The sequence below is a fragment of the Oribacterium sinus genome (assembly GCF_963553175.1).
Lineage (GTDB): Bacteria > Bacillota > Clostridia > Lachnospirales > Lachnospiraceae > Oribacterium > Oribacterium sinus_B.
In genome coordinates this window covers 86,562-111,985 of sequence record NZ_CAUVME010000003.1, presented here as the reverse complement: position 1 = coordinate 111,985, position 25,424 = coordinate 86,562, and the positions used below count along the sequence as shown (strand labels likewise).

The window sequence follows — 25,424 nt, the reverse complement described above, 5'->3', positions numbered from 1 at the left end:
AGCAGAGCTTTTTGCCAAAATTCAGAAGGGATGCCCGGTAGTGGTTCATCCATAAAAGAAAGATAAGTAAGAAAGTAAGCAAGTCAGTAAGAAAGTCAGTCAATAAGAAAGTCAGTCAATAAGAAAGTCAGTAAGAGTGTAGTTATCGGAGGCTTAGAGCTTTCGCTAACTACACTTTTTTCATCTGTAAAGTAAAGCTGTTAAAAGAAGAAAAGCACTCCTGCTAGTAAGCCTGTATTTCACTTTGCGTTGTTGGGCTTAAGATCAAAAGAAAAATAATGATAAAAATGCTGGATAAAAAAAGGAAAATTCGTTAAGATAATGTCCTTACGAGAAAGTTCAGTGCAGTATGAAATACAGAATATAGAAAAAAAGAAAAGACCTAAGCTTTGGAAAGAAAGTACAGAACTTAGGGAGTAGACAAGGCTTTTGTAGTAGAGTAGAGCATAAAAGTAGTATAGAAAAGGGGTGACTATGCAAACAAAGAATATTATGGTGAGAAGGTATATTGGAATGCTTTTGGGAGTACTGGTAATTTCCATCGGCATCGCCCTGTTTAAGGAGTCTCATTTGGGAAATGACCCGATTTCCGCCTTAAATATGCGTTTGGCGGAAATTTTCGGAATTTCTTTGGGGCAGCAAAACATGATCGCCAATGTGCTGTTTTTCATGGTTCAGCTTGCCTTCGGCCGAAAGTATATCGGTGCGGGAACCTTTGCCAACGGCATTTTGATAGGCTATATCGTGACTTTCTTCTATGAAATATTTACAAAGTACTTCGGATATGCGGAGGAGCAGGGTTTGGCGGTGCAGTTGATTTGGGTAAGCCTTGCGGTGGTGGTAACTTCCTTCGGCGTTTCTCTGTACCAGACAGCGGACCTGGGGGTTGCGCCCTATGATTACCTTTCCTTGGGCTTAAGGGACAAGACCAAGAAGCATTATTACGGATGCAGAATGTTAACAGACGGTTTGGCAGCTCTTGGCACCTTCCTTACCGGAGGATTGGTAGGAATCGGAACCTTGGTTTCCGCCCTTTTCCTGGGACCGATTATTCATTTCTTCGACGTGCATTTTTCCGAGAAGTGGATTGGCTATACCCCAAGCGGTGAAAAGGCGGAAGAAGAGCGGGATTTAGAGAATAAAAGCAAAGAATAAAGAGAGAAGAAAAGTAAAGTTTAAGGGAGATAAAAAGCAAGGAATAAAAAAAGAGAAAAGCATGGAATCAAAGAAAAGAAAAATTGTTATGAAGAAATTTACTTATGACTAAAAAAATGGAACCATTTTACCAAAGAGGCGTAAAAATGCTTCCAAAATAAGAAAATGTCAGAATTTCGTAAAAAACACGGGATGAAAATGTAAAAACACTAGGCAGTTTTGTAAGAATGCGTTAGTGAATCTTCATCTTGTGTTTTTATTTTCGCCACATTTTCTCCCTAAAATGGCAAACTGTAACACAAACCATAAAGGAGAGTTTATGCAGGACGCGAATTTTACAGTAAAGAACAATAGAACAGAAGAGGGAAATTCCGTAAACGGGAATTTAGGAAAAGCGAATCGGAAAGGAATGAGAAGAAGCGCTCTTAAATTTGGGAAAAAAGGCTTAGCCCTTGCCCTTGCTCTGATGAGTTTGAGCATGAGTACTGCTTTCACTGCTTCCGCAAGTCCAAAGGAAGAGGAGCTTTTGGTATTTTCCGAGGAGGGTGCTATCATTTCTCAGGAGGATCAGTCCACTACTTTATTTTCCGACGATGTTTTGGTGGGAGATACTGTCAGCAGAAGTCAGCAGATTGTAGATTATGCAACCCAGTATATCGGCAGACCTTATCGCTACGGCGGAGTAAGCCTTCTTCACGGATCGGACTGTTCCGGCTTCTTAATGGGAATCTTCGGACACTTCGGCATCGGCCTTCCCCATTCCTCTGCAGAGATTGGAACCATGGGAACCAATGTAGGATCTTTGGCAAATGCGATTCCCGGTGATGTTTTGGCTTATGCAGGCCATGTAGGAATCTATTTAGGAAACGGAAGAATGCTTTCCGCATTGAATTCCCGCTCCGGTGTAACCATTGAATCTGCAACCTACAAGCCTATAAAATCCATTAGAAGGTTCGTATAAAAATATTTTTCTTTAAAAAATAAGAAAATCGCTTATACTCTATATCATACCGCCGATATTACTATCACAAGGATAAAATTCCTAAGAAAATTATCCCTCAAATAGTTATCAAGTTCTCCTAGTAGAATGTGTGTGATAAAAAAGTCCACGAGAGTGGCAAATGCGGCAAAAAGCCCCGGAATGCTGAGCTTATCAGCGTCCCGGGGCTTTTTGTATCCGGATATTTTCGGAAACTCTTACTGAATTCTGAAAAACTCTTACAGTTCTATGGACGGTATTGCATTTGCCCTTGAAAAGCTGATAAGCTAGCGGGGTTAAAGATGATGGAGGAAGTATGGAATTTCAGAAGAAAGGGCGAAGAGTCGCCGTCCTGACCGTCCTGTCGTTAAGCCTGCTTTTTGGACAAAGCGTAAGCTATGCCGCAGGCCCCGGGGACAGTCTGGGAAAAAATGCAGGGAACAGCACAGGAAGCAGTACGTCAAGCAGTACCAACAATTCGAGCCAGAGTAACAGCTCCTCTTCGGGAGCTTTGGATTACTCCGGCTGGTACGGCTATACCAATGCGGACGGCTCCGATTTAAAGTATCTGGAGAAGGGAACCGAGGTTTCCAAGTTCCAGAATGAAAACGGTCCCATTGACTGGGATGCGGCGAAGAAGGACGGATTGGATTTTGTCATGATTCGTATCGCCTACGGCACCAAGGAAGACGCCTATTTCGATGAGAACGTAAAGGGCGCACAGAAGGCCGGCATTAAGGTGGGAGCCTACCTTTGCTCCACCGCGAAAAATATGGACGACGCCTTGGCAGAGGCCAAGCTTACCGTAAAGAAGATTAAGCCCTATAAGTTTGAATATCCGGTGGCCTATGATCTGGAGGTCGGCTCTATGCTTTCCGACGGTCTTACGAAGGAAGGGCTTACCGACATGACCAACGCCTACTGTAAGAGGGTGAAGGATGCGGGATTTATTCCTATGGTCTATGCCAATAAAACCTGGCTGACCAAGCACATGAATTTATCGGATTTGCCCTATGACGTGTGGTTTGCGGCTTATCCGCTGGATCGGGTGTATCGTCCGGTAGAGGGAAGTGCCACTACTATTTGGCAGTCCAGTGAGAAGGGTGTGGTACGAGGCATTAAAGGATTGGTTACTACGGAATTTTCCTGGAAGGCTTACGGCGGGGGCAACCCTTCTGAGAAAAATGCAGGAAATTCCGGCGGCGCTTCCGGAAACAGCTCCCAAAATGGCGGGAATTCTTCCAATAATTCCTCCAATAACGGAAAGAACAGCAATAATTCCAATAATGGAAATTCAGGAAAGAACGGCGGCAATAAGAGCGGCAACAATTCCGGCGGTGCTTCCGGAAACAGCTCTTCCAATGGGGGCAATACAAGCCTGAATAAAGAAGAAAACAGTACCATCAGCACCGGAGGGCCTGAAGCAGAATCTCAGGCTTCCGTGGAAAACGGTTGGGTGCAAAGTACTCCCGGAAAGTGGCAGTATAAGGAAAGCGGAAAGGCTGTTACCGGTTGGAAAAAGGTATCGGATAAGTGGTACTTTATGAATTCCGACGGAAATATGCAGACCGGCTGGGTGAAGGATCAAAACAGCTGGTATTTCTTAGATGACCAGGGCGCAATGCGAAGCGGCTGGATCAAAGATAACGGAAACTGGTACTTCCTGAAGGACAGCGGGGCAATGGCCAAGAACTGGCAGAAGGTCTCCGGAAAATGGTATTGGCTTTCCGAGGACGGCGCGATGCGAACGGGCTGGAGAAATCTCAATAATGTATGGTATTATATGGAAGATTCCGGCGCGATGGTAGCGGATACCACGAGAAACATTAACGGAGTGGACTATCGTTTTGACGCCTCCGGTGCATGGCTTCCCTAAAGATAATACAATGTCCTACTATCGCCGATGAAGATAAGGGAAAGTAAGGCTTCTCAATATGAGAATAAAAATAAGAAAGAGGAGAATACTATGCTAAAGAAAAAAGAAAGCATTTTCAAAACAGCAGGAAAGAAGGCTCTGGTTTTGGGGCTGGCAATATGTGCTCTATGGAGCATTCCTGCATTTGCAGAGGATAAGCCGGTAAGCCGTGTGCAGATCGACATCAGCCCCAGTGAAGATTTGGATCTGGAGTCAGGTAAGACCTATGCCAAGCCGGAGGCTGTGGCTATGGACAGCGGCTACGAGGTTTCCGGATTTTCCATTGACGGAAAGAATCAGGGCTCTCCCAAGAAGCCCTATACCTATACCATTTCCGTGAAGGCGGAGGGGGGAAATGTCTTTGATGACAATACCGTGGTGGAGGTTCGAGGCGCTTATGAAATGGCGGTAACCGAGAAGTCCAAGACAAGCATTAAGCTTAAGGCAAATGCCTATCCCTTCACCATTTTGAAGGAGCCGACAAACTTTACCCAGGACGGAACTCTGATTCGCTGGGGAAAAGTGGATTACGCTTCCGGCTATGATGTAGTGATTTACTACACCACCAAAAACGGAGACGACAAGGTAGCGAAGAAGTCCGTGAACGGTACCAGCATTAACGTGAAGTCCTATTCCGAGAACGGAAAGGAATTTGACCATATCGCCGTAAGAGCCAAGTATGACAAGAAGGATGATTTGGCGCAGTATATTGCGGATTCACAGTATGTGGAGCCCTCCGGTGATGTGGACGGAGAATATTCCGATGACGGCTACATTTTCAACCTGATTACCTTGAAGGCAAAGGGCATTAGTAAGGGAAGCTTTAAGGAATACAGTGCCAAGAAAAAGAAGAAGACTGCAGCAGAGAAGGCTAAGGATAATAAGAAGAGACCCTCCAATGACTACTATGGAAATACCGAGGATGGCGGTAATGCTTCCGGTGGTCCCTCTGGCAATGTTTTAGGCTGGAGACAGAACGGAGAAGACTGGTATTTTGAGGAGAACGGTCAGCTTTCCAAGGGCTGGAAGCAGATTAAAGACCAGTGGTATTTCTTCGATGAGGATGGAAAAATGCTTACCGGCTGGAGAAAGATTGGTGAGCAGTGGTACTATCTGGATCAAAATGCAGCAAGTGCCGGTGCGATGCTTAGCGGATGGGCATTTTTAAATAATCAGTGGTACTATTTGGAGCCGAAGGCCGAGGGACAGGGAAAGATGCTCAGCGGTTGGCAGGAAATCAACGGACAGTGGTACTATTTCCAGCCGGAGAACGGTGCAATGCTTAGCGGATGGCAGAATATCGGAGATAAGTGGTACTTCCTGAATGTGAATAAGGAAGGTGTTCCTGCAGGGGCTATGCTGAAGGATACCGTGCAGGATGGCTACACTATCAACGCAGAAGGTGTTCGGCAGTAAGCAAAACGGTTTTGGAAGCATGCTGTTTGAGACAGATAGGGAAAATTCTTGCTTTTTATGAGGAAGGATTTGTAACCTTTGGGAGAGATAATCTGTCTACGTAAAAGAGACTATTTTCGATATGTTTGCGGCCCTTATGGCAAAAGAGTATAGCTTGATAGTGGCAGCAAAAGAGAATTCAAGTTTTGCATGGCAAAGGAGTTAAAATGAAGAAAAAAGCTTTAGCAGTGGCATTGTTATTAAGTGGAACTTTGGCTTTCCAGGGACAGGCTTTTGCGGATGAGTACAGTAACGGTACCATTCAGGGAGAAGCGCTTCCCAACGTGGTTCATGGCGTAAATCAGCAGGCAAACAGTTCAAACGGAAGCAGTGTTTCCAATGGAAGCCCCAAGGCACCCTGGCAGGATGCGAGCTTAACCCAGGCGGCTCAGGCAGCAAATACCGGTAACACGGGAAATAACGGTAACGGAAACAACGGCACAGGAAGTAATGCTTCAGTGTCCAACAGCTCCTCCAATGCAGGAAGTTCCTCCGAGAGCAGTACCCAGGGCGTTACTACAAGCAATGCTCCTTTAAATGTGCAAAACGGTAGCACTACCCCAACTTATACCGACAGTACCATCGGCTTGGGCGGCGCCAGCATTACCATGATTAAGGGAGAACAAAGCGGACAGCAGATTTCCATTGTAATTGAGAGCAATGACGGCAGCTTAATCGTAGTGGACGGTGGTTTAAAGACCAATGCTCCCTACCTTGCAAAATACATTAAGGACAGGGGGGGAAAGGTAGCAGCTTGGCTCCTTACCCATCCTCATGAAGACCATGTAGGTGCCCTTGCGGTAATCCTTGAGCAGCAGAAGAAGGAAGGTCATCCGGATTATTACAACATTGACCCGGGACAGATTTACTACGGCTTTGCGCCATTGGCCTTCTATGAGCAGTATGAGCCGGCTCACCGTATCCCCATGATGAAGGAAATTATGGAAGACCTGGCCCAGTACGACAGTGCAAAGCGCCATGAAAGCTCCCCTGCAGGAACCAGCTTCACCTATGGCAATGTGGCGGTAGAGGTTTTGAACACCCCTTATTCCATTCCTATCGACTCAGGAAACAATAGCTCTGTTTGCTATATGATTACCATTAACGGAAAGAAGCTTTTGATTACCGGAGACCTTCCCTATGAAGCGGCAGGAAAGTTGATGGAAGAAAGAGGTGCCGATAAGCTTAAGGCGGATATCGTGCAGATGGCTCATCACGGACAGCACGGCGGATCCTTTGCCTTCTATAGTGCGGTACATCCCAGATACGCTTTATGGCCCAGCTCTCAGGAGCTTTGGAACAAACGTAAGGATGCCTTCACTGAAGACCAGGAAAGCTATACCGTGGCTTTGACCAAATTCTGGATGAATAAGCTGGGTGTGGAGAAGAACTTCGTTATGGCGGATGGAAACTGGGTACTGAAGTAAGGTGGAAAAGCCCTGTGCCCATAAAGAAAAAATGCTGTATCCTACAGAAATAGTTTTGTATCGTTGAAGAGAAAAAGCCTCGTATCCTTAGAGAAGACTTGCTTTTTTATCCAAGAATCTTTATACTTAAGAGAAAGTTTTTGGGGAAAGGATAAAAATATGGAACAGTGGAATATAGAAGCTTTCAGAGATAGAGCTAAGAAGTTCACAGAAGATGCAAGAGCATTAAGCAATGATTTTCAATATGCCATTGGCTTAAGAGAGAAGCAGAAAGAAGGAGAAGATATGAAGAAAAAGATTTGTACCGTACTGGCCATCATCGGTGGAATCATCGCTTTTTGCGGATTGGCTTACGGCGTATATCGTTTGCTTGCTCCGGATTATCTGGAGGATTACGAAGACTACGATGATTTAGAGGATGAAGATTATCTGGAAGAGGAATAATCTTATTGCATAGTGCTTTGAGCGAAAGAAAAAGAGGCAGTAGCCTCTTTTTTTTATACAGAGCTCGGTGGTGATTGAAGATTTTGACATTCGATTCATTTTAAGTGCAATAGTTAAAGTGTGGCCTTTTTTACGTTTAAACGTTGGAAAGACATCGTAAATGAATGACAAAAGAAACATAAGATAAACAAGTGCACCAAAAATGGTGCAAGCAATAGCGTTTTATGCTATACTAGAAAAAAATAAGGAGGTCTTATGATAGGAGAAAATATTCGAAAGCTTAGACATACACAGGGACTTACCCAACCTGAGTTTGCGGAAAGAATAGGTGTTTCTCGCAATAGCTTAAGTCGATATGAAAATGGAAGTAGTCCGATTTCAACGGATATTATTGATAGGATTTGCCAAGCGTTTCAAGTTTCTTATAGAGAAATAGTAGGAGAAGAAAAGATGATTAACCCGCTGGAAGAATACCAACTTAGCTCTAAAATAGATTTATTTAAAGAGCGGGCAGCATCTATTCTGGCCAGACTATATCATTTTCAAGATAAACATGCCATAGCATTTGATGACGAGAAAAATCCATGGGTTTTACTGGGAGATGATTTGTCTATGATTTTACAAGATAAAATCTATACTATTCAGAGCATCGAAGAGCTGGAACGATATCAGGGATATTTGGATGGCATTGAAAGAATGTTGGATTTGGCGGAACAACAGGTGGTAGCTTGATGGAGTTAGAGTGTTTTAATGAGGATGATTTTGCCCTTGCTTTAAAACGAAATATTCGCGCACTGACAGTAGGAAAAATCCCCAGTGTAAAGCCTGAAGCTATTCTACTTGGGGGACAAAGCGGAGCGGGAAAAACTCTTCTTCATCGAATCAAGAAAGAGGAGTTTCAAGGGAATATTATCATTATTGATGGAGATTTATTTCGTTTTCAACATCCGAACTATGAGGAACTATATAAGCAATATGGTAAGGATGCTATACAATATACGAATGCCTTTGCCGGGAAAATGGTGGAGGAACTCATCCTGGCTTTAAGCGAAAAGGGATATTCATTACTTATTGAAGGAACTTTGCGAAATCCTGAGGTTCCTAAAAAAACTGCGAAGCTTTTGAAATCCAGAAATTATCATGTTTCTTTAGTGATCATGGCATGCAAGCCGGAACTATCCCATCTCAGCACACTAATCCGTTATGAGGAAATGTATAGTATTGATAAATTTCGGGCTAGAGCAACAGAAAGAGCAATCCATGATGAAATAGTTCAACACTTAGTGGAAAATCTTAAAACATTGGAACAAGAAAAAATCTTTGAAAAAATTCAGGTGTATCAAAGAGACTCTTCTTGTATTTATGATTCAGAGATAGACTCAGGTGAAGCGGCGCAAAAGGTAAAGGAAATCCTATTTGGACAATGTAGTTTGTTCGAAAAGGAAATGCTTAAGTTGGAAGAAGAAAGATTAAAAGAATTACAGGAACGAAATGGTAGCATAGAAGAAGGGTAAGGATAGTTTCCTTTAAGAAAGGGTCAGCAGAAAGAGGTCAGGAGATATGGAAAAAGAAAATACAAATAGCAAAACAGAGGAGGCTGTGCAGCAGGAAAAGCACTGGTGCCAAAATCAGGATCGTTGCGGCGGCTGCTTTTATCAGGAAATCCCCTATGAGGAAGAGGTGGCGAAAAAGGAGCAGGAGATTCGAGACTTATTTGACCCGGTGATTCAGGGAGACTATCTCTTTGAGGGCATCATTTCCTCTCCCAAAAAGGAGGCCTATCGGAATAAGATGGAATTTTCCTTCGGAGACCAGGAAAAGGATGGTCCCCTTTGCTTGGGATTGCACCAAAAAAGAAGCTTTTTCAACATTTTAAATACGGAAGACTGCCGCCTGCCCCATCCGGATATGGGAGAGATTTTATTGGCTACAAGACTGTATTTTCAAGAGCAGGGACTTGGCTATTATCACAAAAAGCGCCATGAGGGCTATCTTCGCCATCTCTTAATCAGAAGGGCGGAGAAGACGGGAGAGATTTTACTCTCTCTGGTGCATAGTACCCAGCTTCCTGCCGAAGAGGAAGAGAGGATTTTAAGCGGCTGGAGAGATAGACTTCTATCCTTGGAAAAGGATGGGAAGCTGGAAGGAAGCTATGCGGGCATTTTGCATACGAAAAATGACAGACTGGCGGATGCAGTCATTAACGACGGAACAGAGGCTCTCTACGGAAAAGACTATTTTTATGAGGAGCTACTTGGTTTAAACTTTAAAATCACACCATTTTCCTTCTTCCAAACCAATACTCTAGGTGCAGAAAAGCTCTATGCCAAGGTACAGGAGTATTCCAGCTTTTCCGAAAATGCAGAGGAGAAGCCTGTGATTTACGACCTTTATTCCGGCACCGGCACCATTACCCAGCTGATGAGTAAGGTGGCAAAGCAGGCAATCGGGGTGGAAATCGTGGAAGAGGCAGTGGAAGCCGCCAAGGAAAATGCCAAGGAAAATCAGGTGGAGAACTGTATCTTCTATGTCGGAGATGTGCTGAAGGTGCTGGAGGCAGGGCAGGGGGAAACAGAGCTTCCCTACCCGGACTTTATTATTGTGGATCCTCCAAGAGACGGGATGCATAAGAAGGCCTTGGAAAAAATCATTTCCTACGGGGTGAAGCGACTGGTTTATGTGGCTTGTAAGCCAAAGAGCCTGGCAAGAGACTTGGAAGCTTTACAAAATGACGGATATAAGGTACAAAAGTTATGTGCTGTAGATATGTTTCCCAGAACCAATAATTGCGAGGTGGTGGCGTTGTTGGAGAAAGAGGAATCGTAGTTTGTATATATAGTAGTAAGGAGAGAAAAGGTGTTAAAAAGAATTTTAAATATTTCATTGGCTTATGTTGGAGTTGTTATCGGTGCCGGATTATCCTCCGGTCAGGACTTGATGCAATACTTTGTCAGTTTTGGTAAGTGGGGGATTATAGGAACCATTGTTCTTGGTATCATAAGTGTAGTTTTTGGTAAAATTATCATTACGTTAGGCAGTTATTTCCGATCTAACGATCACTCTGAAGTTCTTTCACAAATAGCCGGACCGATTACGAATAAAATCCTTGATATAGCTTTAATCGTTTCTTGCTTTGTAGTCGGTTTAGTTATGATTGCCGGAGCCGGTTCAAACCTTAATCAGCAGTTCGGTCTCCCATTTTGGGCAGGAGGATTGTTGTGTGCTGCACTAATAATCATTGTCAGCTTTCTTGATTTCGAAAAAATTACTGGTGTACTTGGGATATTTACACCCATAGTTTTTATCATGATTATAATTATTGCAGTCCACACTTTTACAAATCGGAGCTTTGATTTCGATGAATTAGAAGCAATTTCAGCCACAATCCCTAGTCCAATGCCAAATGTATGGATTTCTTTACTAAATTATTTTGCACTTGCGGTAATGACGGCAGTCCCCATGGCTTTTGTACTAGGCGGATCCATTATGAGGATTGGTGTGGCAGAGAAAAGCGGTATTTTGGGCGGTCTTGGTGTTAGCATTATTATTACTGTTGTAACTTGTGTCTTATATGCAAATGTTAAACTAGCTTCTACAGTTGATATGCCCATGTTAGCAATCGCTGAACAGATTCACCCCATTTTTTCGCTAATATATGCTTTTGTCATCTATGGGCTAATTTTTAATACAGCTTTCAGCTTATTCTATGCATTGGCAAAACGCTTCTCTTCCGACAATCCTAAGCGTTTCTATCCCATTTTGATTGGTACTGTAGTAATAGGATATGCGTTATCCTTTATGGGCTTTAAAGAATTAGTGTCTATTATGTATCCAATTTTGGGATATATTGGCTTTGTGATGCTTGCGATATTAACTATTGCATGGATAAAAGAAAAATCAAATATAAAAGGCGAGAAATTTTTAAGACGTAAAATGATACGATTGATTACTAAGAAATATGATGATAATCAAGATTATACAATTAAAGATAAAGAAAAATTTCATCAGCTGGGCGAAGATTCAATTGTTGATACGCAGAGTATTAAGAGTGATATTAAGGATCTTGTTAAAGAGAAATTTAACGATGATACAAGATAAATGATGGATGGTTTTGTGCATTGAGGATAGTTTTTTCTTAGATCAATATAATATTCATACACTTTGTCCATAAACTTTGTTATACTAGAATCATAAATTAGTTTTTTCATACCATAGTAATAGCCAAGGAGAAATAGAGCTTGACTTAAATCTACAGTATGAGAAAAAGAACACTTGAGTGATTGAGACATCTAAAGGAGGATTTATGTTTGAACAGGTAAAATTAGACTATGCTTTTGATGCTTTGGAGCCCCACATTGATACATTAACTATGGAGACTCATTATGGAAAACACCATGCAGCATATACGAAGAACTTTAATGAAGCAGTGGATAAAGCAGGTCTTAGCAATAAATCCGTAGAGGACATTCTATCTTCTCTATCCTCTGTATCTGATGAAGCCTTAAGAAACACTTTACAGAACAATGGTGGCGGGTATTACAATCATAATTTGTATTTTTCTATTTTGAGCCCTAAGAAAGATACAAAGCCCAGTCCGGCGTTGGAAGAAGCTATTAAGAGAGATTTCGGTTCTCTTGATAAGCTGATAGAGACTTTGCAGAATCTTGCTTTAGGACAGTTTGGATCAGGCTGGGCATTCCTTTCCGTAGATAAGGAAGGAAAGCTATATGCCACCAAGGCAGCAAATCAGAATAATCCCTTTATGGAAGAGGGAAAGCATACCCCAATATTAGCTTTAGATGTATGGGAACATGCCTATTATCTAAAGTATAAGAATTTGAGAGGAGATTATGTAAAGAATTTCTTTGAAGTTTTGGATTGGGAGAAGGTAAGCAAAAATTACGAAAATAGCAGAGCCGAGTAAATCAGGCATTCTCCTTTGAGATGTAGCTCTAAGCCCTTTTTGAAAGACGATAGAACTTTAACTCTATCGTCTTTTTTGTAGTTAAAAAAGGAAGAAAACAATCCGGAGAACAGGGAGCGATTACTTCTGTTCAAGTCTCCCTTTGGGCAATAAAAAAGTCTTCTATGATTTGTTTTTATCATAGAAGACCTTTAATTCTTAACAAGTGATGCAGGCGAAGCCTGAGACATATTGTTTAAATTTATTGAATATCTATCCGGGCTACTTCTGGTCTTTGTTTACAACATTTTTGACACCTTCAATGGTTCCGTCAATGGCATCTTTAACATCTTCAGCAACTTCTTTTATTTTAGAGGTTACCTTTTCAGCAGCACCTTCTTTTTCTATTTTTTTGTCGCCGCTTACTTTACCTAAACCTTCTTTTAATGCGCCTTTTGCTTGATCAATTTTATCTTCTAATGACATAGTTATTTCTCCTTTCGAATCATTTATTCAAATTCATCTTCTACACTGTTTTTAACACCGTCAACCGCTCCGTCTATAGCGTGTTTAACATTTCTAGCAACGCCACGCACTTTAGCAAATACTTTTTTAGTCGCTCCTCTTGTTTGGAGTCTATTGTTACCGATTCCTTTTCCGATACCTTCTTCTAATGTTCCTACAGCCTGATCGATTTTTAATTCCACTTTATGGAAAAAAACAAAGAAGACTGAAACAACAACTAGTGCAGATATAATAGAAGATATCAATGAAATTACAGCTATATTCTTGCTACTAATTCCTTTATCTACTCCCTCCTTTAATGTTGTTATAGCTTGGTCAATTTTTTCTTCTATTGACATACGCACCTCCTTCTTTCGTGTAAATTTCATCAAAAAAGATAAAATCTCAGATATGATTGCTTATATTTGCCAGTATAACATACAAAGAATGTCTATTTTCTAAAAAGATTATGAATGTTTTTTACCAAAGAAAAATGATACGACGGCAATAACACATACAGCTCCAATGATAGAGGGTACTAATGACATTCCAGCTAGAGTTGGACCCCATGTGCCAAACAGTGTTTGACCAACGGATGAACCTATCAAACCTGCAAGGATGTTGGCAATTAGCCCCATTGCTCCACCTTTTCCTGTAATAATTCCTGCAATAAAACCTATAAAGCCTCCTGCAATAATTGACCAAATCATATTTTTGTCCTTTCTAGTTATCCTATACATTTGTTATTAAATTCAAAGTATAAGATGCTTTTATTCATAACGAGTATCGCTCGCAAAGCGTGTGATATCTCATTGTAGTTATGCATTATTATACGGTATTTATGTAAACAATAAAAATAAATTATATTTGATACTAGATAAAAAATATTTATACATCAAGTTAAAAAGAGTGCAAGTAAATAGCTGTATCAACGCACAGTATTGACATTTGTTCTAGACAACCTATAATGAAAAATAAACAACGGGGAGCTCATTGAGAGCTGAGAGTGGATTGAACAATCCTGACCCATAACCTGATTTGGATAATGCCAACGTAGGGAAATAGTCCGCTAAGGGACAGGTACTTATGATTCTTCATTCTGCATCTCATGAGACCATGAATTCTACGCTATCCTTTTTGGGGATGGCGTTTTTTATTCTTAACAAGTGTCGCTCGCGTAGTGTGCGGTATCTCGTTCCGCTTTATTCTGCTTATATTTCTCTCGCAAAGTGTGTGAGACCTCATATGTCAGGAAATAGGAGGTCTTGCCTATCAGGAGATATAAGCCCTCGTCCATCAGGAAGCCGGCAAAGTAGTGTACAGAAAGAAAGGAGCAAAAAGTGAAGGAATGTTTGGAAAATGTCAGAAGAAAAGCCCCATTGGTGCATAACATTACAAATTATGTAACGGTAAACGATGTGGCAAATGTAATTCTGGCCATAGGCGCCAGTCCGATTATGGCGGATGATCGGGAAGAGGTAGAAGAAATTACAGCGATTTGTGGTGGATTGAATATCAATATCGGAACCCTGAATCAAAGAACCATAGAGTCCATGCATTTGGCAGGAAAGAAAGCCAACGCACTTCAACATAAAATTCTCTTGGATCCTGTGGGAGCCGGAGCTTCCGCCCTTAGGACAAAAACAGCCCTTTCTTTAATGAAGGAAGTGCATTTTGATGTAATTCGGGGAAATGTCTCCGAAGTGAAAGCATTGGCTCTGGGAAGCCAATCCACAAAAGGCGTAGATGCGGATTCTGCAGATGTGGTGAGAGAAGAAAATCTTCCGCAGATGCTATCCTTTGCGAAAGAATATGCCAAAAGTTTCGGTACTATCATCGCCATTACAGGGGCAATCGACCTGGTGACAGATGGGGAGAGGGCTTACGTTATTCGGAATGGGTGCAAAGAAATGAGCAGGATTACCGGTACAGGCTGTCAGCTTTCCGGCCTGATTACCGCATTTTTAGTGGCTAATCCGGACAAGGACTTGGAGGCAGTTGCCGCAGCCACCTGTACCATGGGGCTTGCCGGAGAAATCGGGAAAGCTCATTTGCAGGAAGGAGAAGGAAATGCCAGCTATCGGAATCGCATTATAGATGCCATTAGCCTTATGACAGGGGAAGAGCTGGAAAAAGGAGCAAAGTATGAAATTCGATAAAGACTCCCTCTTGCTGTATGCGGTGACGGACCGACATTGGCTTAAGGGAAGAAGCTTAAAAGAAGATGTGGAGTCTGCCCTAAAGGGTGGCGCAAGCTTTATCCAATTACGGGAAAAGGAAGACATGGCTCTAGACCATGATGCCTATCTTCAAGAAGCCCTGGAAATAGGAAAGTTGTGTAGAAGCTATGGAGTTCCCTTTGTTTTGGATGATGAGGTGGAATTGGCTATAGAAGCGGATGCGGACGGCGTTCATGTGGGTCAGGAGGACATGGAAGCGGGAAGGGTTCGGGAAAAACTGGGAAAAGAGAAAATCCTGGGAGTATCGGTACAGACCGTGGAGGAAGCCATTCTTGCCAAGGAAAGAGGGGCAGACTATCTGGGAGTGGGGGCAGTGTTCCCCACAGGATCCAAAAAAGATGCGGTGGATGTGAGTTTAGAAACTCTAAAAGCGATTTGTGAGGCGGTGGATCTTCCGGTGGTGGCTATCGGCGGCATCAGCAGAGACAATGTGATGGAATTAAAGGGGAGCGGGATTGCAGGAATAGCCGTGATTTCTGCGATTTTTGCAAAGCCGGACATAGAGGAGGCTACAGCGGATTTACGGAAGCAGTGCCTGAAAATGCTATTTCCGGAAAAGGAAGGATAGGAGATAAATCTTCCCGTTGGCAGGAAGAAAGTTAGAGCATCAAATAATCAGGAAAAAGCCGGAGCAGAAAAGTGCTCTTAAAAGAAAGAAGGTAGGCAAATGAGAACAGCATTAAGTATTGCGGGAAGTGATTCCAGTGGTGGTGCCGGTATACAGGCGGATATCAAAACCATGACCATGAACGGCGTTTACGCCATGACCGCTATTACCGCCTTAACGGCACAGAACACCTGCGGTGTGAGAGGAATTGTGGAAACAAGTCCGGATTTTCTGGGGCAGCAGTTGGATGCGGTCTTTGAAGATATCTTTCCGGATGCGGTAAAGATTGGGATGGTCTCCTCAACGGCACTGATTGAGGTAATCGCGGAAAAACTGAAATTCTATGGGGCGAAGAATATTGTTGTGGATCCGGTGATGGTGGCAACCAGCGGTGCGCGTCTTATAGAGGATGAGGCTCTTGAAACCTTAAAAAGAAAGCTTCTTCCTTTGGCAACGGTTATTACGCCAAATATTCCGGAGGCGGAAATCCTGACGGATACCGGGATTAAAGATGCAGATGCGATGGTGCAGGCCGCTTGCAGCCTTTCAGAAAAATACGGATGTTCTGCGCTGGTAAAGGGAGGACACAGCATTAATGATGCCAATGATGTGCTGTTTAAGGCAGGGGCAAAAAAAGAAATCTGGTTTGAAGGGAAGAGAATCCAAAATCCCAATACTCACGGTACCGGTTGCACCCTATCCAGCGCCATTGCTTCCAATCTTGCCAAGGGAATGGAATTGGAAGAGGCTATAGAAAATGCTAAGGCTTATCTTTCCGCTGCGTTGACAGCCATGCTGGATTTAGGGAAGGGTTCAGGTCCCTTGGCCCATAATTTCAAAATCTTATAGAGGTGAAAGCGCATTCCCTATGGAGAGGGAATCGGACTTGCACTGATATTTTCAGAAAGAAATTTTCAGAAAAGTATTTTTAAAACAGTATTTTTAGAACAATATTTTCAGAATGATATTTCTAGTGAAATGTAAAAAGGAAAAGGAGAGTATAGAAATGGAAAATGCAAGAAAACAAAAATTTGACGGATTTGCCAATCTTTATGACGAGTGGTTTATGAAGAACGAAAAACTGTTTACCAGTGAACTGAGACTTTTTGAAAAGGCTCTAGGAGACATTCAGGGGAAGAAGATACTGTCCGTGGGATGCGGAAGCGGACTTTTTGAGAGTTACATAGACAGTTCCCATATTGAAGGTGTTGAACCTTCAGAAGATATGGGGAAAATTGCGGAGAAGCGGGGAGTCAAGATTCTTCAGTATGGCCTGATTGAGGACGTGGAACTAAAGGAGGAAAGCTATGATATAATTTATTTTAACGGAAGCTCCAGTTATATAGAGGATTTAAGTCCTGCTTACGGAAAATGCCTGAAGGCTTTAAAGAAGGGGGGAAAATTAATTCTTTTGGATGTTCCCAAGGAGAGCGCCTTTGGCTTTATGTATCTTCTGGCAAAGAGCGTAAATAGCTATGAGCATGAATACTTGAAGGGTACCATGCCGGAGCTGCCCTATCCCCTTGGCCTGGTCTCCGCGGGAGTATGGCATACAACGGAAGAGAAAATTAATGTTTTGAAAGCTCTTGGCATTCAAAACTTTTCCTTCTACCAGACTCTTTTGAAAAATCCCATGTATACCAATGAGGAGCCGGAAGAAGTAGTCGAGGGCTATCAAAGCGGTGGATATGTAGCCATTATTGCAGAAAAATAAAGCTGAAATAGGATGAAATAGAGAGAAGAAGGTGAAGTATGGTGAAACTATCGGAACTTCTCTATAAGAAGACAGAAAGTCTCTGGCTTTCCTCTATGGAAGAGCCTTTTTTGATAGAAATGGCGGAAGGGACTCTGGATCAGAGTCTTTTCCGCAACTATATGCTCCAGGATTATTTTTATCTCCTGGACTATGTCAATATTCTGAAGGAACTACGTTCTCTTGCGAAAAAGCCTGCAATGCAGCGTTTTATGGATGAGATTGTTTCCGTTACGGAGAAGGAGTGCTTCCTGGTTCATGTTCCGGAAATGAAGAAGCTGGGCATAGGGGATGAGGAAATAAAAAAGACTAAGGCTTGCCGGGTAGTCTGTGACTATACTTCTTATATCCATAAACAAGTCAAGGAGGAGGGATTTTTGGCCGGCCTTACGGCATTGCTTCAGTGCTCTTGGAGCTACGCGTATATAGGGCGAAAAATGACGAAAAAGTATGGAAATGCCATACAAACATCTCCGTATAAAGCATGGTTTGACGCCTATTCAGCAAAAGAGTATGTAGAGGCCAATCAACTGTGGATAGACAGCTTGGACAGGGAATGGGAAGCGGTAAGATCTGAGAATGAAAGTCAAGATGTGGAAAATACAGAGAAGCTTTGTAAGATTTTTCACAGATGTGCAGAATATGAACTGCTATTATGGAAGAGCCTATATCAATTAAGCCCATAAGGAAAATGTGTAAGAGGAGGAGGTGGATTTTGATTAAGGGAGTAATATTTGATATAGACGGAACCCTTCTGGATTCCATGCCTCTATGGAATAATTTAGGAGAGCGTTATCTTCAGAAATTGGGCTTTACAGAAGAGGAGACAGAGGGGCTTAGCCAAAGGATTTCTACTATGCCCTTTGCAGAGGGAATTCATTATATAAAGAAGGAATATTCTCTGGATATTGCGGAAGAAAGGATTCGAGAACAGCTTCAGGAAATGATAGCAGGGGCTTATCGCGATGAGATAGCCTTAAAAGCGGGAGCTAAAGAATATTTACAATTTCTGAAAGAGCGTGGAATTCCCTGTATCCTTGCAACAGCGGGAGACGCTTCTTTGGCTACTGCTGCCCTAAAATGGCTTAAGGTATGGGAGGAGTTCCGGGGACTTTTGCTTTGCGAAGAATTTAATACCTCCAAGCGGGAGGCAAAGATTTATCAATTGGCTATGGAACGACTTTCCTTATCTCGACCGGAGGAGGTATTGGTTTGTGAAGATGTGCTCCATGCCGTCAAAAGTGCTAAGCAGGCAGGCTTTCAGGTTTGCGGAATCCTGGATGAAGCGAACAGGGAAGATTGGGAGAAGATTCAGGAGGTGGCAGACTTTACGGCTAAGGATTTTTATGAACTTGTCTACTTTTCTTGACTATGGTGGGTAATATAATACATCTTGAAAGAATATTACTTGGGAAGTAGAATTTACGTTAATAAAAGATTGACGTCAATTAGTACATTTGGTAACTTACTTGTAAAGTTTGGTGATTCTCCACCATTTTAAAGAGAGAGACGATAAGGTTTGGTGATTCTCAGCCAATAAGTGGGAAGCGATAAGGTTTGGTAATCAGCGACCATGATAGCTGATGATAAAGGAAGGGAGGCCTCATGGCCTCTCTCTTTTCATGAAGAAAAAGTGTTTCTATTGTGAAAAAGTTCTCTGAATCAGTTGGAATAAATAATTAGAACAATCGAATATTTCCTCAAAATATTCTCACTAAATCATTATACTGTAGCAAAATTGATGATTTTATGGTAAAATTCCAGATACAATTAAACATTTTGTACAGGAGGATTTTTTATGAAGAAAAAATTATGTACCGTAGCAGTATCGCTTATGGTAGGTCTTTCCCTGATGGCATGCGGAGGAAATGCAAAGCAGGCTGAGTCGGCGAAGGGCTCTGAGGCAGGAACAACGGCAGCAGAGGAGAAAGGAAGTGATTCTTCTGAGAAAGCTGAGGATGTGAAGGGCTCCGGAGAAGTTGTAGTGTATTCTCCCAACTCCGACAGTGAGATTGCAGCGGTTGTACCTCTCTTTGAAGAGAAGACCGGCATTAAGGTAATCATTCAGTCTATGGGAACAGGAGATGTTCTGGCGAGACTGGAAGCGGAGAAGGATAACCCTCAGGCAGACGTAAACTGGGGAGCCATCAATATGTCTTTCTGGATGGGACAGCAGGATTTATATGAGAAGTATGTTTCTCCCAATGATGCAAAGTTACCAAAAGAGTATCAGAATCCTAATGGATATTTTGAGTATACAAAGCTTTCCGGTTCTGCAGCTCTTCTTTTAAACAAGGATGTTTTTAAAGAGCTGGGACTGGATGCGGAGAAGTTCAATTCCTACGAGGATTTACTGGAGCCGAAGTTAAAAGGACACATCGCTATGGGTGATCCGACAAACTCTTCCAGTGCCTGGGCAGAGCTTACCAATATGCTTTTGGTAAAGGGTAAAGAACCTTATGATGATGCCGCTTGGGATTGGGTAGCAAAATTTGTAGATCAGCTGGATGGCACCATTCTTTCCTCCTCTTCCCAGATTTACAAGGGAACAGCTGATGGGGAGTATGCAGTAGGTGTTTCTTATGAGGATCCCTGCGTAAGCTTATTGGAAGATGGCGCAGAGAATTTAAGAGTTGTTTATCCTTCTGAAGGTGCTGTATGGTTACCTGCCGGTGTAGCTATCGTAAAGGGTGCTAAGAACGAAGAAAATGCCAAGAAGTTTATCGACTTCTTGATTTCCGAAGAAGGACAGGAAGCTCTGAAGGATACCACCATTCGTCCGGTTATGACCTCTGTGGAAAATACCTCCGAGTTTATGCCTCCATTCTCCAAGATTAAAGTAGCTTATGAAGACATTAAGCTGGTAGCGGAGAAGAAGGAAGAGTGGCAGAATCGTTGGCAAGAGTTAGTAAAAAAGTAAAGAGTTAGAAAATAGGGCTGTAGAATATATAAACTATTTTCAAACAGTATAGGTCTGAAAAAGGGGTAATCTGAGCCCGCCGGTACTTGCGAAAAACAAAGGAACAGCAGTTTTTCGCTTAGTATCCGCTGTGAGGCGAAGTTAGCGGGAGCGTACCCCAATTTCAGACCTATACTGTATGAAAGCATTTTCTGTTTACAGCCCCTTTTATAAAGGGGAAGATTTTATGAGCGTGAATATTCGAATTCAAAATGCGGTAAAGAAATATGGGGACAATGTAGTGATTCCGGATTTGTCCTTAGACATTAAAGAAGGAGAGTTTTTTACTCTTTTAGGCCCTTCGGGATGTGGAAAAACCACTTTGCTTCGTATGATTGCAGGCTTTAACTCCATTGAGGGTGGAGATTTTTATTTTGGTGATAGAAGAATCAATGATTTAGACCCTTCCAAGAGAAATATTGGAATGGTTTTCCAAAACTATGCGATTTTCCCGAACATGACCGTAGAAAAAAATGTGGAGTTCGGTTTAAAGAATAGAAATGTATCCAAGGAAGAAAGAGTGGGAGAAGTCAAGAAATTTCTGAAGCTGATGCAGATAGAAGACTTTGCGGAGCGTATGCCGGAGAAGCTTTCCGGCGGGCAGCAGCAAAGAGTAGCTTTGGCAAGAGCGTTGGTGATTAAGCCGGATGTGCTTTTGATGGATGAGCCCTTGTCCAATCTGGATGCCAAGTTAAGAATTGAGATGCGTACCGCCATTAAGCAATTACAGAATAGTATCGGCATTACAACTGTTTATGTTACCCATGACCAGGAAGAGGCCATGGCGGTATCCGATAGAATTGCGGTATTTAACCATGGGGTGATTCAGCAAATCGGAACGCCTAAGGCTTTATATCAAAGACCGGCCAATCTCTTTGTGGCGAACTTTATCGGTCACAGTAATGAGCTGGAAGGGACTTTGAAGAAGGAAGACGGACAGATGGTTGTTTCCGTTTGTGATGATTATTCATTTATCTTAAACAATGTGAAGGAAGAGCATTGTCAAGAGGGAGAGCTTCCGGTGAAGCTGGCAGTAAGACCGGAGGAGTGGATTATTCAGGAAGAAACAGAGGCGGGTATAGCAGGAACGATTATCGACAGCATTTTCTTAGGCTTAAATACCCACTATCTGATTCAGTTAAGTAACGGTAAAGAAGTGGAGGCGGTGAAGGAATCCGAAATTGACTCTATTTTGCCAAAGGGAAAGAATGTGAAGCTGCAGATTAAGAGCCATAAAGTCAACGTTTTCTTGGAAGGCGGCAGTGAAAATATTCTCCAAGGCGTGATGTAGGGAGAGGAGAGAACGGATGAAAACAAAGAAAAAATGGGAAGTCTGGACCTTCATCACGATGATCATCTTAATCGTTTACCTGATTTTTATGATCTATCCCCTGTCCACCCTTCTTCGGAATTCTATGATTTTAAAGAATGGAGGCATAGGTTTTGCCAATTTCCAAAGCTTTTTTGCCAAAAGCTATAACTTGCAAACCATTTATCATTCCTTTGCAGTGAGCTTTTGTGCCACCATTATTACTTTGATTGTGGGAATTCCCCTAGGCTATTTTCATAGCTTTTATAAGATTCGAGGACAAAAGATTTTACAGATTTTTATTATCCTCTGCGGTATGTCTGCCCCTTTTATCGGTGCTTATTCCTGGATTCTTCTAATGGGAAGAAACGGTTTGGTTACCCAGCTCTTTAAAAACCTCTTCGGGATTAAGCTGCCTACCATTTACGGTTTCCGAGGCATTATGATTGTAGAGTGCATGCAGTTATATCCTCTGGTTTTCCTGTATTTCTCTGCGGCTTTAAAGAACATTGACAATACCCTTTTGGAAGCTTCGGAAAATATGGGTTGTTCCGGATGGAAGCGTTTCCTTACTTTGGTGATTCCTCTCTGCGCACCCTCCATTATTGCCGCAACCCTAATGGTATTTATGCGTGCCTTTGCAGACTTTGGAACCCCTCTGTTTATCGGTGAAGGCTATAAGACTTTCCCGGTGGAAATCTATAACTCTTTTATGAGTGAGACGGGATCGGATAAGCATTATGCATCGGCGGTGGCTGTGATTGCCATTGTGATTACCACCATCATTTTCCTGATTCAAAGATTTATTAACAGTCGTTTTTCCTTTTCCATGAATGCCTTGCATCCTATTGAGAAGAAGCCGGCAAAGGGAATCAAAGGAGTATTGATTCATCTGTATTGTTATCTTGTGGTGATTATCGCCTACGCACCTCAGGTTTATGTGATGTATACCTCCTTCCTGAAAACCAAGGGAAAGAGATTTCTGAAGGAATTTTCCGTACAGAGCTATATTGATGCTTGGAAGTTCTTGGATAATGCCATTCCTAATACCTTCATTATTGCCGGAACCTCCCTGGTTATCATCATTATTCTGAGCATCATGGTGGCCTATCTGGTGGTAAGAAGAAACAACTTTGCAAACAAGCTGATTGATACCTTGTCCATGATTCCTTATGTTATCCCCGGATCGGTTGTGGGTATTTCTTTGGTGCTTGGCTTTAGCAGAAAGCCTATTGTATTGGTGGGAACCTTTGCCATCATGATTGTGGCCTTGGTGATTCGAAGAAACTCCTATACAATTCGCTCCTCCATCGCCATTTTACAGCAAATCCCCATGTCCATTGAGGAGGCGGCTATTTCTCTTGGAAGCAGTAAGATGAAGGCATTCTTTGCGGTAACCATGCCAATGATGATTAACGGTATTCTTTCCGGAGCCCTGCTTTCCTGGATCAGTATTATCACGGAGCTGTCTTCCGGAATCATCCTGTATAACTATAGGACTACAACGCTGACGATTCAGATTTATACCTATGTTTCCAGAGGTTCTTACGGAATTGCGGCGGCAATGGCGACCATTTTAAGCTTGATGACCAGTATTTCCTTGATTGGACTGATGCTGTACTCGAAGAATAAAAATGTGATGTTCTAAAGAAAAAGGAAAAGTCCCTGGAAAAAATTGGGACTTCTTATAAAAACTCCCTTGAAAAAGTTGAGAAAATTCAAAAAAGTCCCTTGAAAAAGTTTAAAAACTCAAAAAAAGTCCCTTGAAAAAGTTGCTTTTTACTTCTATCATTAGCATAAATCAGTCCTATAGGAGGGGAGTATGCTAAAAAGGAAGATTGAAAAGCAACTTTTAAATTGGAAAAATAGTAAAGAGAGAAATCCCCTCATTCTAAAGGGGTGTAGGCAGTGCGGGAAGACCTGGTCTGTGAATGCCTTTGCCAGAGAGAAGTATAAAAATGTGATTTACCTGAATTTCTTTGAAAATCCCAATTACAAGGAGATTTTTTCAGGTGCTTTAGAGGTGGATCATCTCACGATGATGATGAGTGTATTTCTGGGACCGGACATCTCTTTTGAAGCAAATGAAACGATTATTATTCTGGACGAGATTCAAGAATGCCCGGAAGCTAGAACAGCTCTAAAGTTCTTCAAGCTGGATGGACGTTATGATGTGCTATGTACCGGTTCTTTGCTGGGCGTAAAGGGCTATGGAGAAAGACCGGCCTCCATACCGGTGGGATATGAAAGCATCTTGGAAATGTATCCCTTGGACTTTGAAGAGTTTTTGTGGGCAAATGGGATCAGTGAAGAGATAATCACGATGCTTCAAGGCTATTTGCAAAGAGAAGAAAAAATTCCGGAAGCTTTACACCAAAGACTGCGAGAGCTTTTACTTCAGTATATTGTTGTGGGAGGAATGCCTAATGTTGTCCAAAACTTTGTGGATTCCAAGCAAATGAATCTGGTTTTACAGATGCAAAGGGACATCCTTCATTCCTACCAGGATGATATGTTGAAATATGCTGAAAAGGCGGATAAGGGAAGAATTCGAGACTGTTTTAGCTCCATTCCGAAACAGCTGAGTAAGGAAAATAAAAAATTTCAATATTCTCTTGTGAAAAAGGGAAGCACTGCCTCTCAGTATCTTGGCAGCCTGCAATGGATAGAGGATGCGGGTATAATCAGCCGTTGTTATAACTTGACGACTCCGGAATTGCCCCTGTCCGGTAATGCCATTCCGGATATTTTCAAAGTATATATGAATGATACAGGCTTGTTTGTAGCGATGCTGGATGACGGTACCCAATTCGATATTTTGCAGGGAAATCTTTATAGCTATAAAGGTGCGATTTTTGAAAATCTAATTGCCGGAATTTTTCAAAAAATGGGCAGAAAGCTTTATTATTTTCATAAAGACAGCGGTTTGGAAGTGGATTTTGTGATTCGTTATCAAGGGAAAGCGAACTTAGTGGAGGTGAAAGCCTCCAACGGAAACACGAAAAGTACGAAGACCATTCTGAAGAATAAAGATAAGTATCATGTGGAACAGGCTATTAAAATCGGAGATTACAATCTGGGACGAGAAGGAGAGATATTGACGGTGCCGCACTATATGGCGTTTTTGCTGAGGGGAGTGTAGGGAAAGAGATAAGGGAGTTATCATGTATCTTAGACTTGGTGTATTTTAAGTAATGAATACCTCTTTTAAAAAAATTTTGAGCTTATGGAGTTTATCTGATTTTTAGACTGGTTATTTTTTAGAATTTCATTATTCTATTATGAGGCATGTCTTCCACTGAGGGGACATGCTTTTTTGAAGGAATAAAAGAAACACTAAAAAACTTTACCTAGTTTATAAAAAATACCTAAAATGACGAAAAAAGTTTGAAAGGAAATCTATTGATTCAGAAGTTTGAAGATGATAAATTAATGATTAATAAATTTTGTTATGAGCGGTTGCGTTTATGGGACTTTGAAAAAATGTTCGATTCCCAACCATGAGTGTTGTTATATATTGTTTGTGTTTAAGCAATTTGCATATAGTCTTTAATCAAGATAAACAACGTTTCAAAGCATAAAGGTGATATTTCGAATTTACATCAAATTTAGGACTTGACTAATCGTGATGGTGTCCATTTTTTGATAAAAAGAAGTACTATGAACGGGCATCTAAATATATCAGAAATGTCAAAAATGGGAGTTAAAGAAAAGAGAACCAATATATTGTGTTTTTAAGATGCTATTAAGTATGGAAATAAGTAGGCAAAATCA

General features: G+C 41.8%; 24 protein-coding genes and 1 riboswitch. Of the genes, 21 read left to right on the top strand and 3 right to left on the bottom strand.

The window, feature by feature from the left end:
- Window positions 1-474 precede the first annotated feature (474 nt).
- The 11 genes from RYO92_RS01550 (at window position 475) to RYO92_RS01500 (ending at window position 12,299) form a co-directional block, all read left to right on the top strand.
- Complete coding sequence (locus RYO92_RS01550) at window positions 475-1,155, top strand: YczE/YyaS/YitT family protein (RefSeq protein WP_315369254.1); 681 nt, start codon at window positions 475-477, stop codon at window positions 1,153-1,155.
- A 319-nt stretch (window positions 1,156-1,474) separates the two neighbouring features.
- Window positions 1,475-2,116, top strand: a complete 642-nt coding sequence (locus RYO92_RS01545) for a C40 family peptidase (protein ID WP_308579183.1) — start codon at window positions 1,475-1,477, stop codon at window positions 2,114-2,116.
- A 334-nt stretch (window positions 2,117-2,450) separates the two neighbouring features.
- The gene (locus tag RYO92_RS01540; protein ID WP_315369253.1) at window positions 2,451-4,010 is read left to right on the top strand and encodes a GH25 family lysozyme; all 1,560 of its coding nucleotides are present in this window, start codon (window positions 2,451-2,453) and stop codon (window positions 4,008-4,010) included.
- Window positions 4,011-4,100: 90 nt separating this feature from the next.
- The gene (locus RYO92_RS01535; protein WP_315369252.1) at window positions 4,101-5,465 is read left to right on the top strand and encodes an N-acetylmuramoyl-L-alanine amidase family protein; all 1,365 of its coding nucleotides are present in this window, start codon (window positions 4,101-4,103) and stop codon (window positions 5,463-5,465) included.
- Window positions 5,466-5,671: 206 nt separating this feature from the next.
- Window positions 5,672-6,931: a ComEC/Rec2 family competence protein gene (locus tag RYO92_RS01530; protein ID WP_315369251.1), complete on the top strand. Its 1,260-nt coding sequence runs from the start codon at window positions 5,672-5,674 to the stop codon at window positions 6,929-6,931.
- Window positions 6,932-7,090: 159 nt separating this feature from the next.
- Window positions 7,091-7,375: a hypothetical protein gene (locus RYO92_RS01525; RefSeq protein ID WP_315369249.1), complete on the top strand. Its 285-nt coding sequence runs from the start codon at window positions 7,091-7,093 to the stop codon at window positions 7,373-7,375.
- 255 nt (window positions 7,376-7,630) lie between these two features.
- Window positions 7,631-8,107 carry a helix-turn-helix transcriptional regulator gene (locus tag RYO92_RS01520; RefSeq protein ID WP_315369248.1) on the top strand — a complete coding sequence of 159 codons (477 nt, stop codon included), beginning with the start codon at window positions 7,631-7,633 and terminating at the stop codon, window positions 8,105-8,107.
- Window positions 8,107-8,889: a zeta toxin family protein gene (locus RYO92_RS01515; RefSeq protein WP_315369247.1), complete on the top strand. Its 783-nt coding sequence runs from the start codon at window positions 8,107-8,109 to the stop codon at window positions 8,887-8,889. Before RYO92_RS01520 ends, RYO92_RS01515 begins: the two co-directional genes overlap by 1 nt.
- 46 nt (window positions 8,890-8,935) lie before the next feature.
- Window positions 8,936-10,201 (top strand): 23S rRNA (uracil(1939)-C(5))-methyltransferase RlmD, encoded by a 1,266-nt coding sequence (rlmD, locus tag RYO92_RS01510; RefSeq protein WP_315369246.1) that lies wholly within the window; start codon window positions 8,936-8,938, stop codon window positions 10,199-10,201.
- Window positions 10,202-10,231: 30 nt separating this feature from the next.
- Complete coding sequence (locus RYO92_RS01505) at window positions 10,232-11,473, top strand: YkvI family membrane protein (protein ID WP_314328628.1); 1,242 nt, start codon at window positions 10,232-10,234, stop codon at window positions 11,471-11,473.
- Window positions 11,474-11,678: 205 nt separating this feature from the next.
- Window positions 11,679-12,299, top strand: coding sequence for a superoxide dismutase (locus RYO92_RS01500; RefSeq protein ID WP_040648721.1), 621 nt, complete (start codon window positions 11,679-11,681; stop codon window positions 12,297-12,299).
- 261 nt (window positions 12,300-12,560) lie between these two features.
- Here RYO92_RS01500 and RYO92_RS01495 read toward each other — a convergent pair whose 3' ends face one another.
- The 3 genes from RYO92_RS01495 to RYO92_RS01485 all read right to left on the bottom strand — a co-directional run bounded on the left by RYO92_RS01495 (window position 12,561) and on the right by RYO92_RS01485 (window position 13,492).
- The gene (locus tag RYO92_RS01495) at window positions 12,561-12,764 is read right to left on the bottom strand and encodes a CsbD family protein (protein WP_183682763.1); all 204 of its coding nucleotides are present in this window, start codon (window positions 12,762-12,764) and stop codon (window positions 12,561-12,563) included.
- 23 nt (window positions 12,765-12,787) lie between these two features.
- Entirely contained in the window at window positions 12,788-13,141 is a 354-nt protein-coding gene (locus RYO92_RS01490) for a hypothetical protein (protein WP_050768749.1), read from the bottom strand.
- A 108-nt stretch (window positions 13,142-13,249) separates the two neighbouring features.
- A complete protein-coding gene (locus RYO92_RS01485) occupies window positions 13,250-13,492 on the bottom strand; it encodes a GlsB/YeaQ/YmgE family stress response membrane protein (RefSeq protein WP_040648719.1) in 243 nt (80 codons plus the stop codon).
- Between the two features lie 262 nt (window positions 13,493-13,754).
- Window positions 13,755-13,861: riboswitch (TPP riboswitch) on the top strand.
- A gap of 261 nt (window positions 13,862-14,122) precedes the next feature.
- On the opposite strand from RYO92_RS01485, the gene thiM reads away from it, so the two are divergent.
- The 10 genes from thiM (at window position 14,123) to RYO92_RS01435 (ending at window position 24,792) form a co-directional block, all read left to right on the top strand.
- Window positions 14,123-14,941: a hydroxyethylthiazole kinase gene (gene thiM / locus RYO92_RS01480; protein WP_315369245.1), complete on the top strand. Its 819-nt coding sequence runs from the start codon at window positions 14,123-14,125 to the stop codon at window positions 14,939-14,941.
- Window positions 14,928-15,590 carry a thiamine phosphate synthase gene (gene thiE, locus RYO92_RS01475; RefSeq protein ID WP_315369244.1) on the top strand — a complete coding sequence of 221 codons (663 nt, stop codon included), beginning with the start codon at window positions 14,928-14,930 and terminating at the stop codon, window positions 15,588-15,590. The genes thiM and thiE overlap by 14 nt, the downstream gene beginning before the upstream one ends.
- 99 nt (window positions 15,591-15,689) lie before the next feature.
- Window positions 15,690-16,478 (top strand): bifunctional hydroxymethylpyrimidine kinase/phosphomethylpyrimidine kinase, encoded by a 789-nt coding sequence (gene thiD / locus RYO92_RS01470; RefSeq protein ID WP_315369243.1) that lies wholly within the window; start codon window positions 15,690-15,692, stop codon window positions 16,476-16,478.
- Window positions 16,479-16,635: 157 nt separating this feature from the next.
- The gene (locus RYO92_RS01465; RefSeq protein ID WP_315369242.1) at window positions 16,636-17,343 is read left to right on the top strand and encodes a class I SAM-dependent DNA methyltransferase; all 708 of its coding nucleotides are present in this window, start codon (window positions 16,636-16,638) and stop codon (window positions 17,341-17,343) included.
- Window positions 17,344-17,381: 38 nt separating this feature from the next.
- Window positions 17,382-18,068 carry a hypothetical protein gene (locus tag RYO92_RS01460; RefSeq protein ID WP_315369241.1) on the top strand — a complete coding sequence of 229 codons (687 nt, stop codon included), beginning with the start codon at window positions 17,382-17,384 and terminating at the stop codon, window positions 18,066-18,068.
- A gap of 29 nt (window positions 18,069-18,097) precedes the next feature.
- Entirely contained in the window at window positions 18,098-18,751 is a 654-nt protein-coding gene (locus tag RYO92_RS01455) for an HAD family hydrolase (protein WP_315369240.1), read from the top strand.
- Between the two features lie 429 nt (window positions 18,752-19,180).
- Window positions 19,181-20,302, top strand: a complete 1,122-nt coding sequence (locus tag RYO92_RS01450; protein ID WP_315369239.1) for an extracellular solute-binding protein — start codon at window positions 19,181-19,183, stop codon at window positions 20,300-20,302.
- Between the two features lie 226 nt (window positions 20,303-20,528).
- Window positions 20,529-21,632 (top strand): ABC transporter ATP-binding protein, encoded by a 1,104-nt coding sequence (locus tag RYO92_RS01445; protein WP_315369238.1) that lies wholly within the window; start codon window positions 20,529-20,531, stop codon window positions 21,630-21,632.
- A 16-nt stretch (window positions 21,633-21,648) separates the two neighbouring features.
- Entirely contained in the window at window positions 21,649-23,298 is a 1,650-nt protein-coding gene (locus RYO92_RS01440) for an ABC transporter permease (RefSeq protein ID WP_315369237.1), read from the top strand.
- 174 nt (window positions 23,299-23,472) lie between these two features.
- Entirely contained in the window at window positions 23,473-24,792 is a 1,320-nt protein-coding gene (locus RYO92_RS01435; RefSeq protein ID WP_315369236.1) for an ATP-binding protein, read from the top strand.
- Window positions 24,793-25,424: the final 632 nt, after the last annotated feature.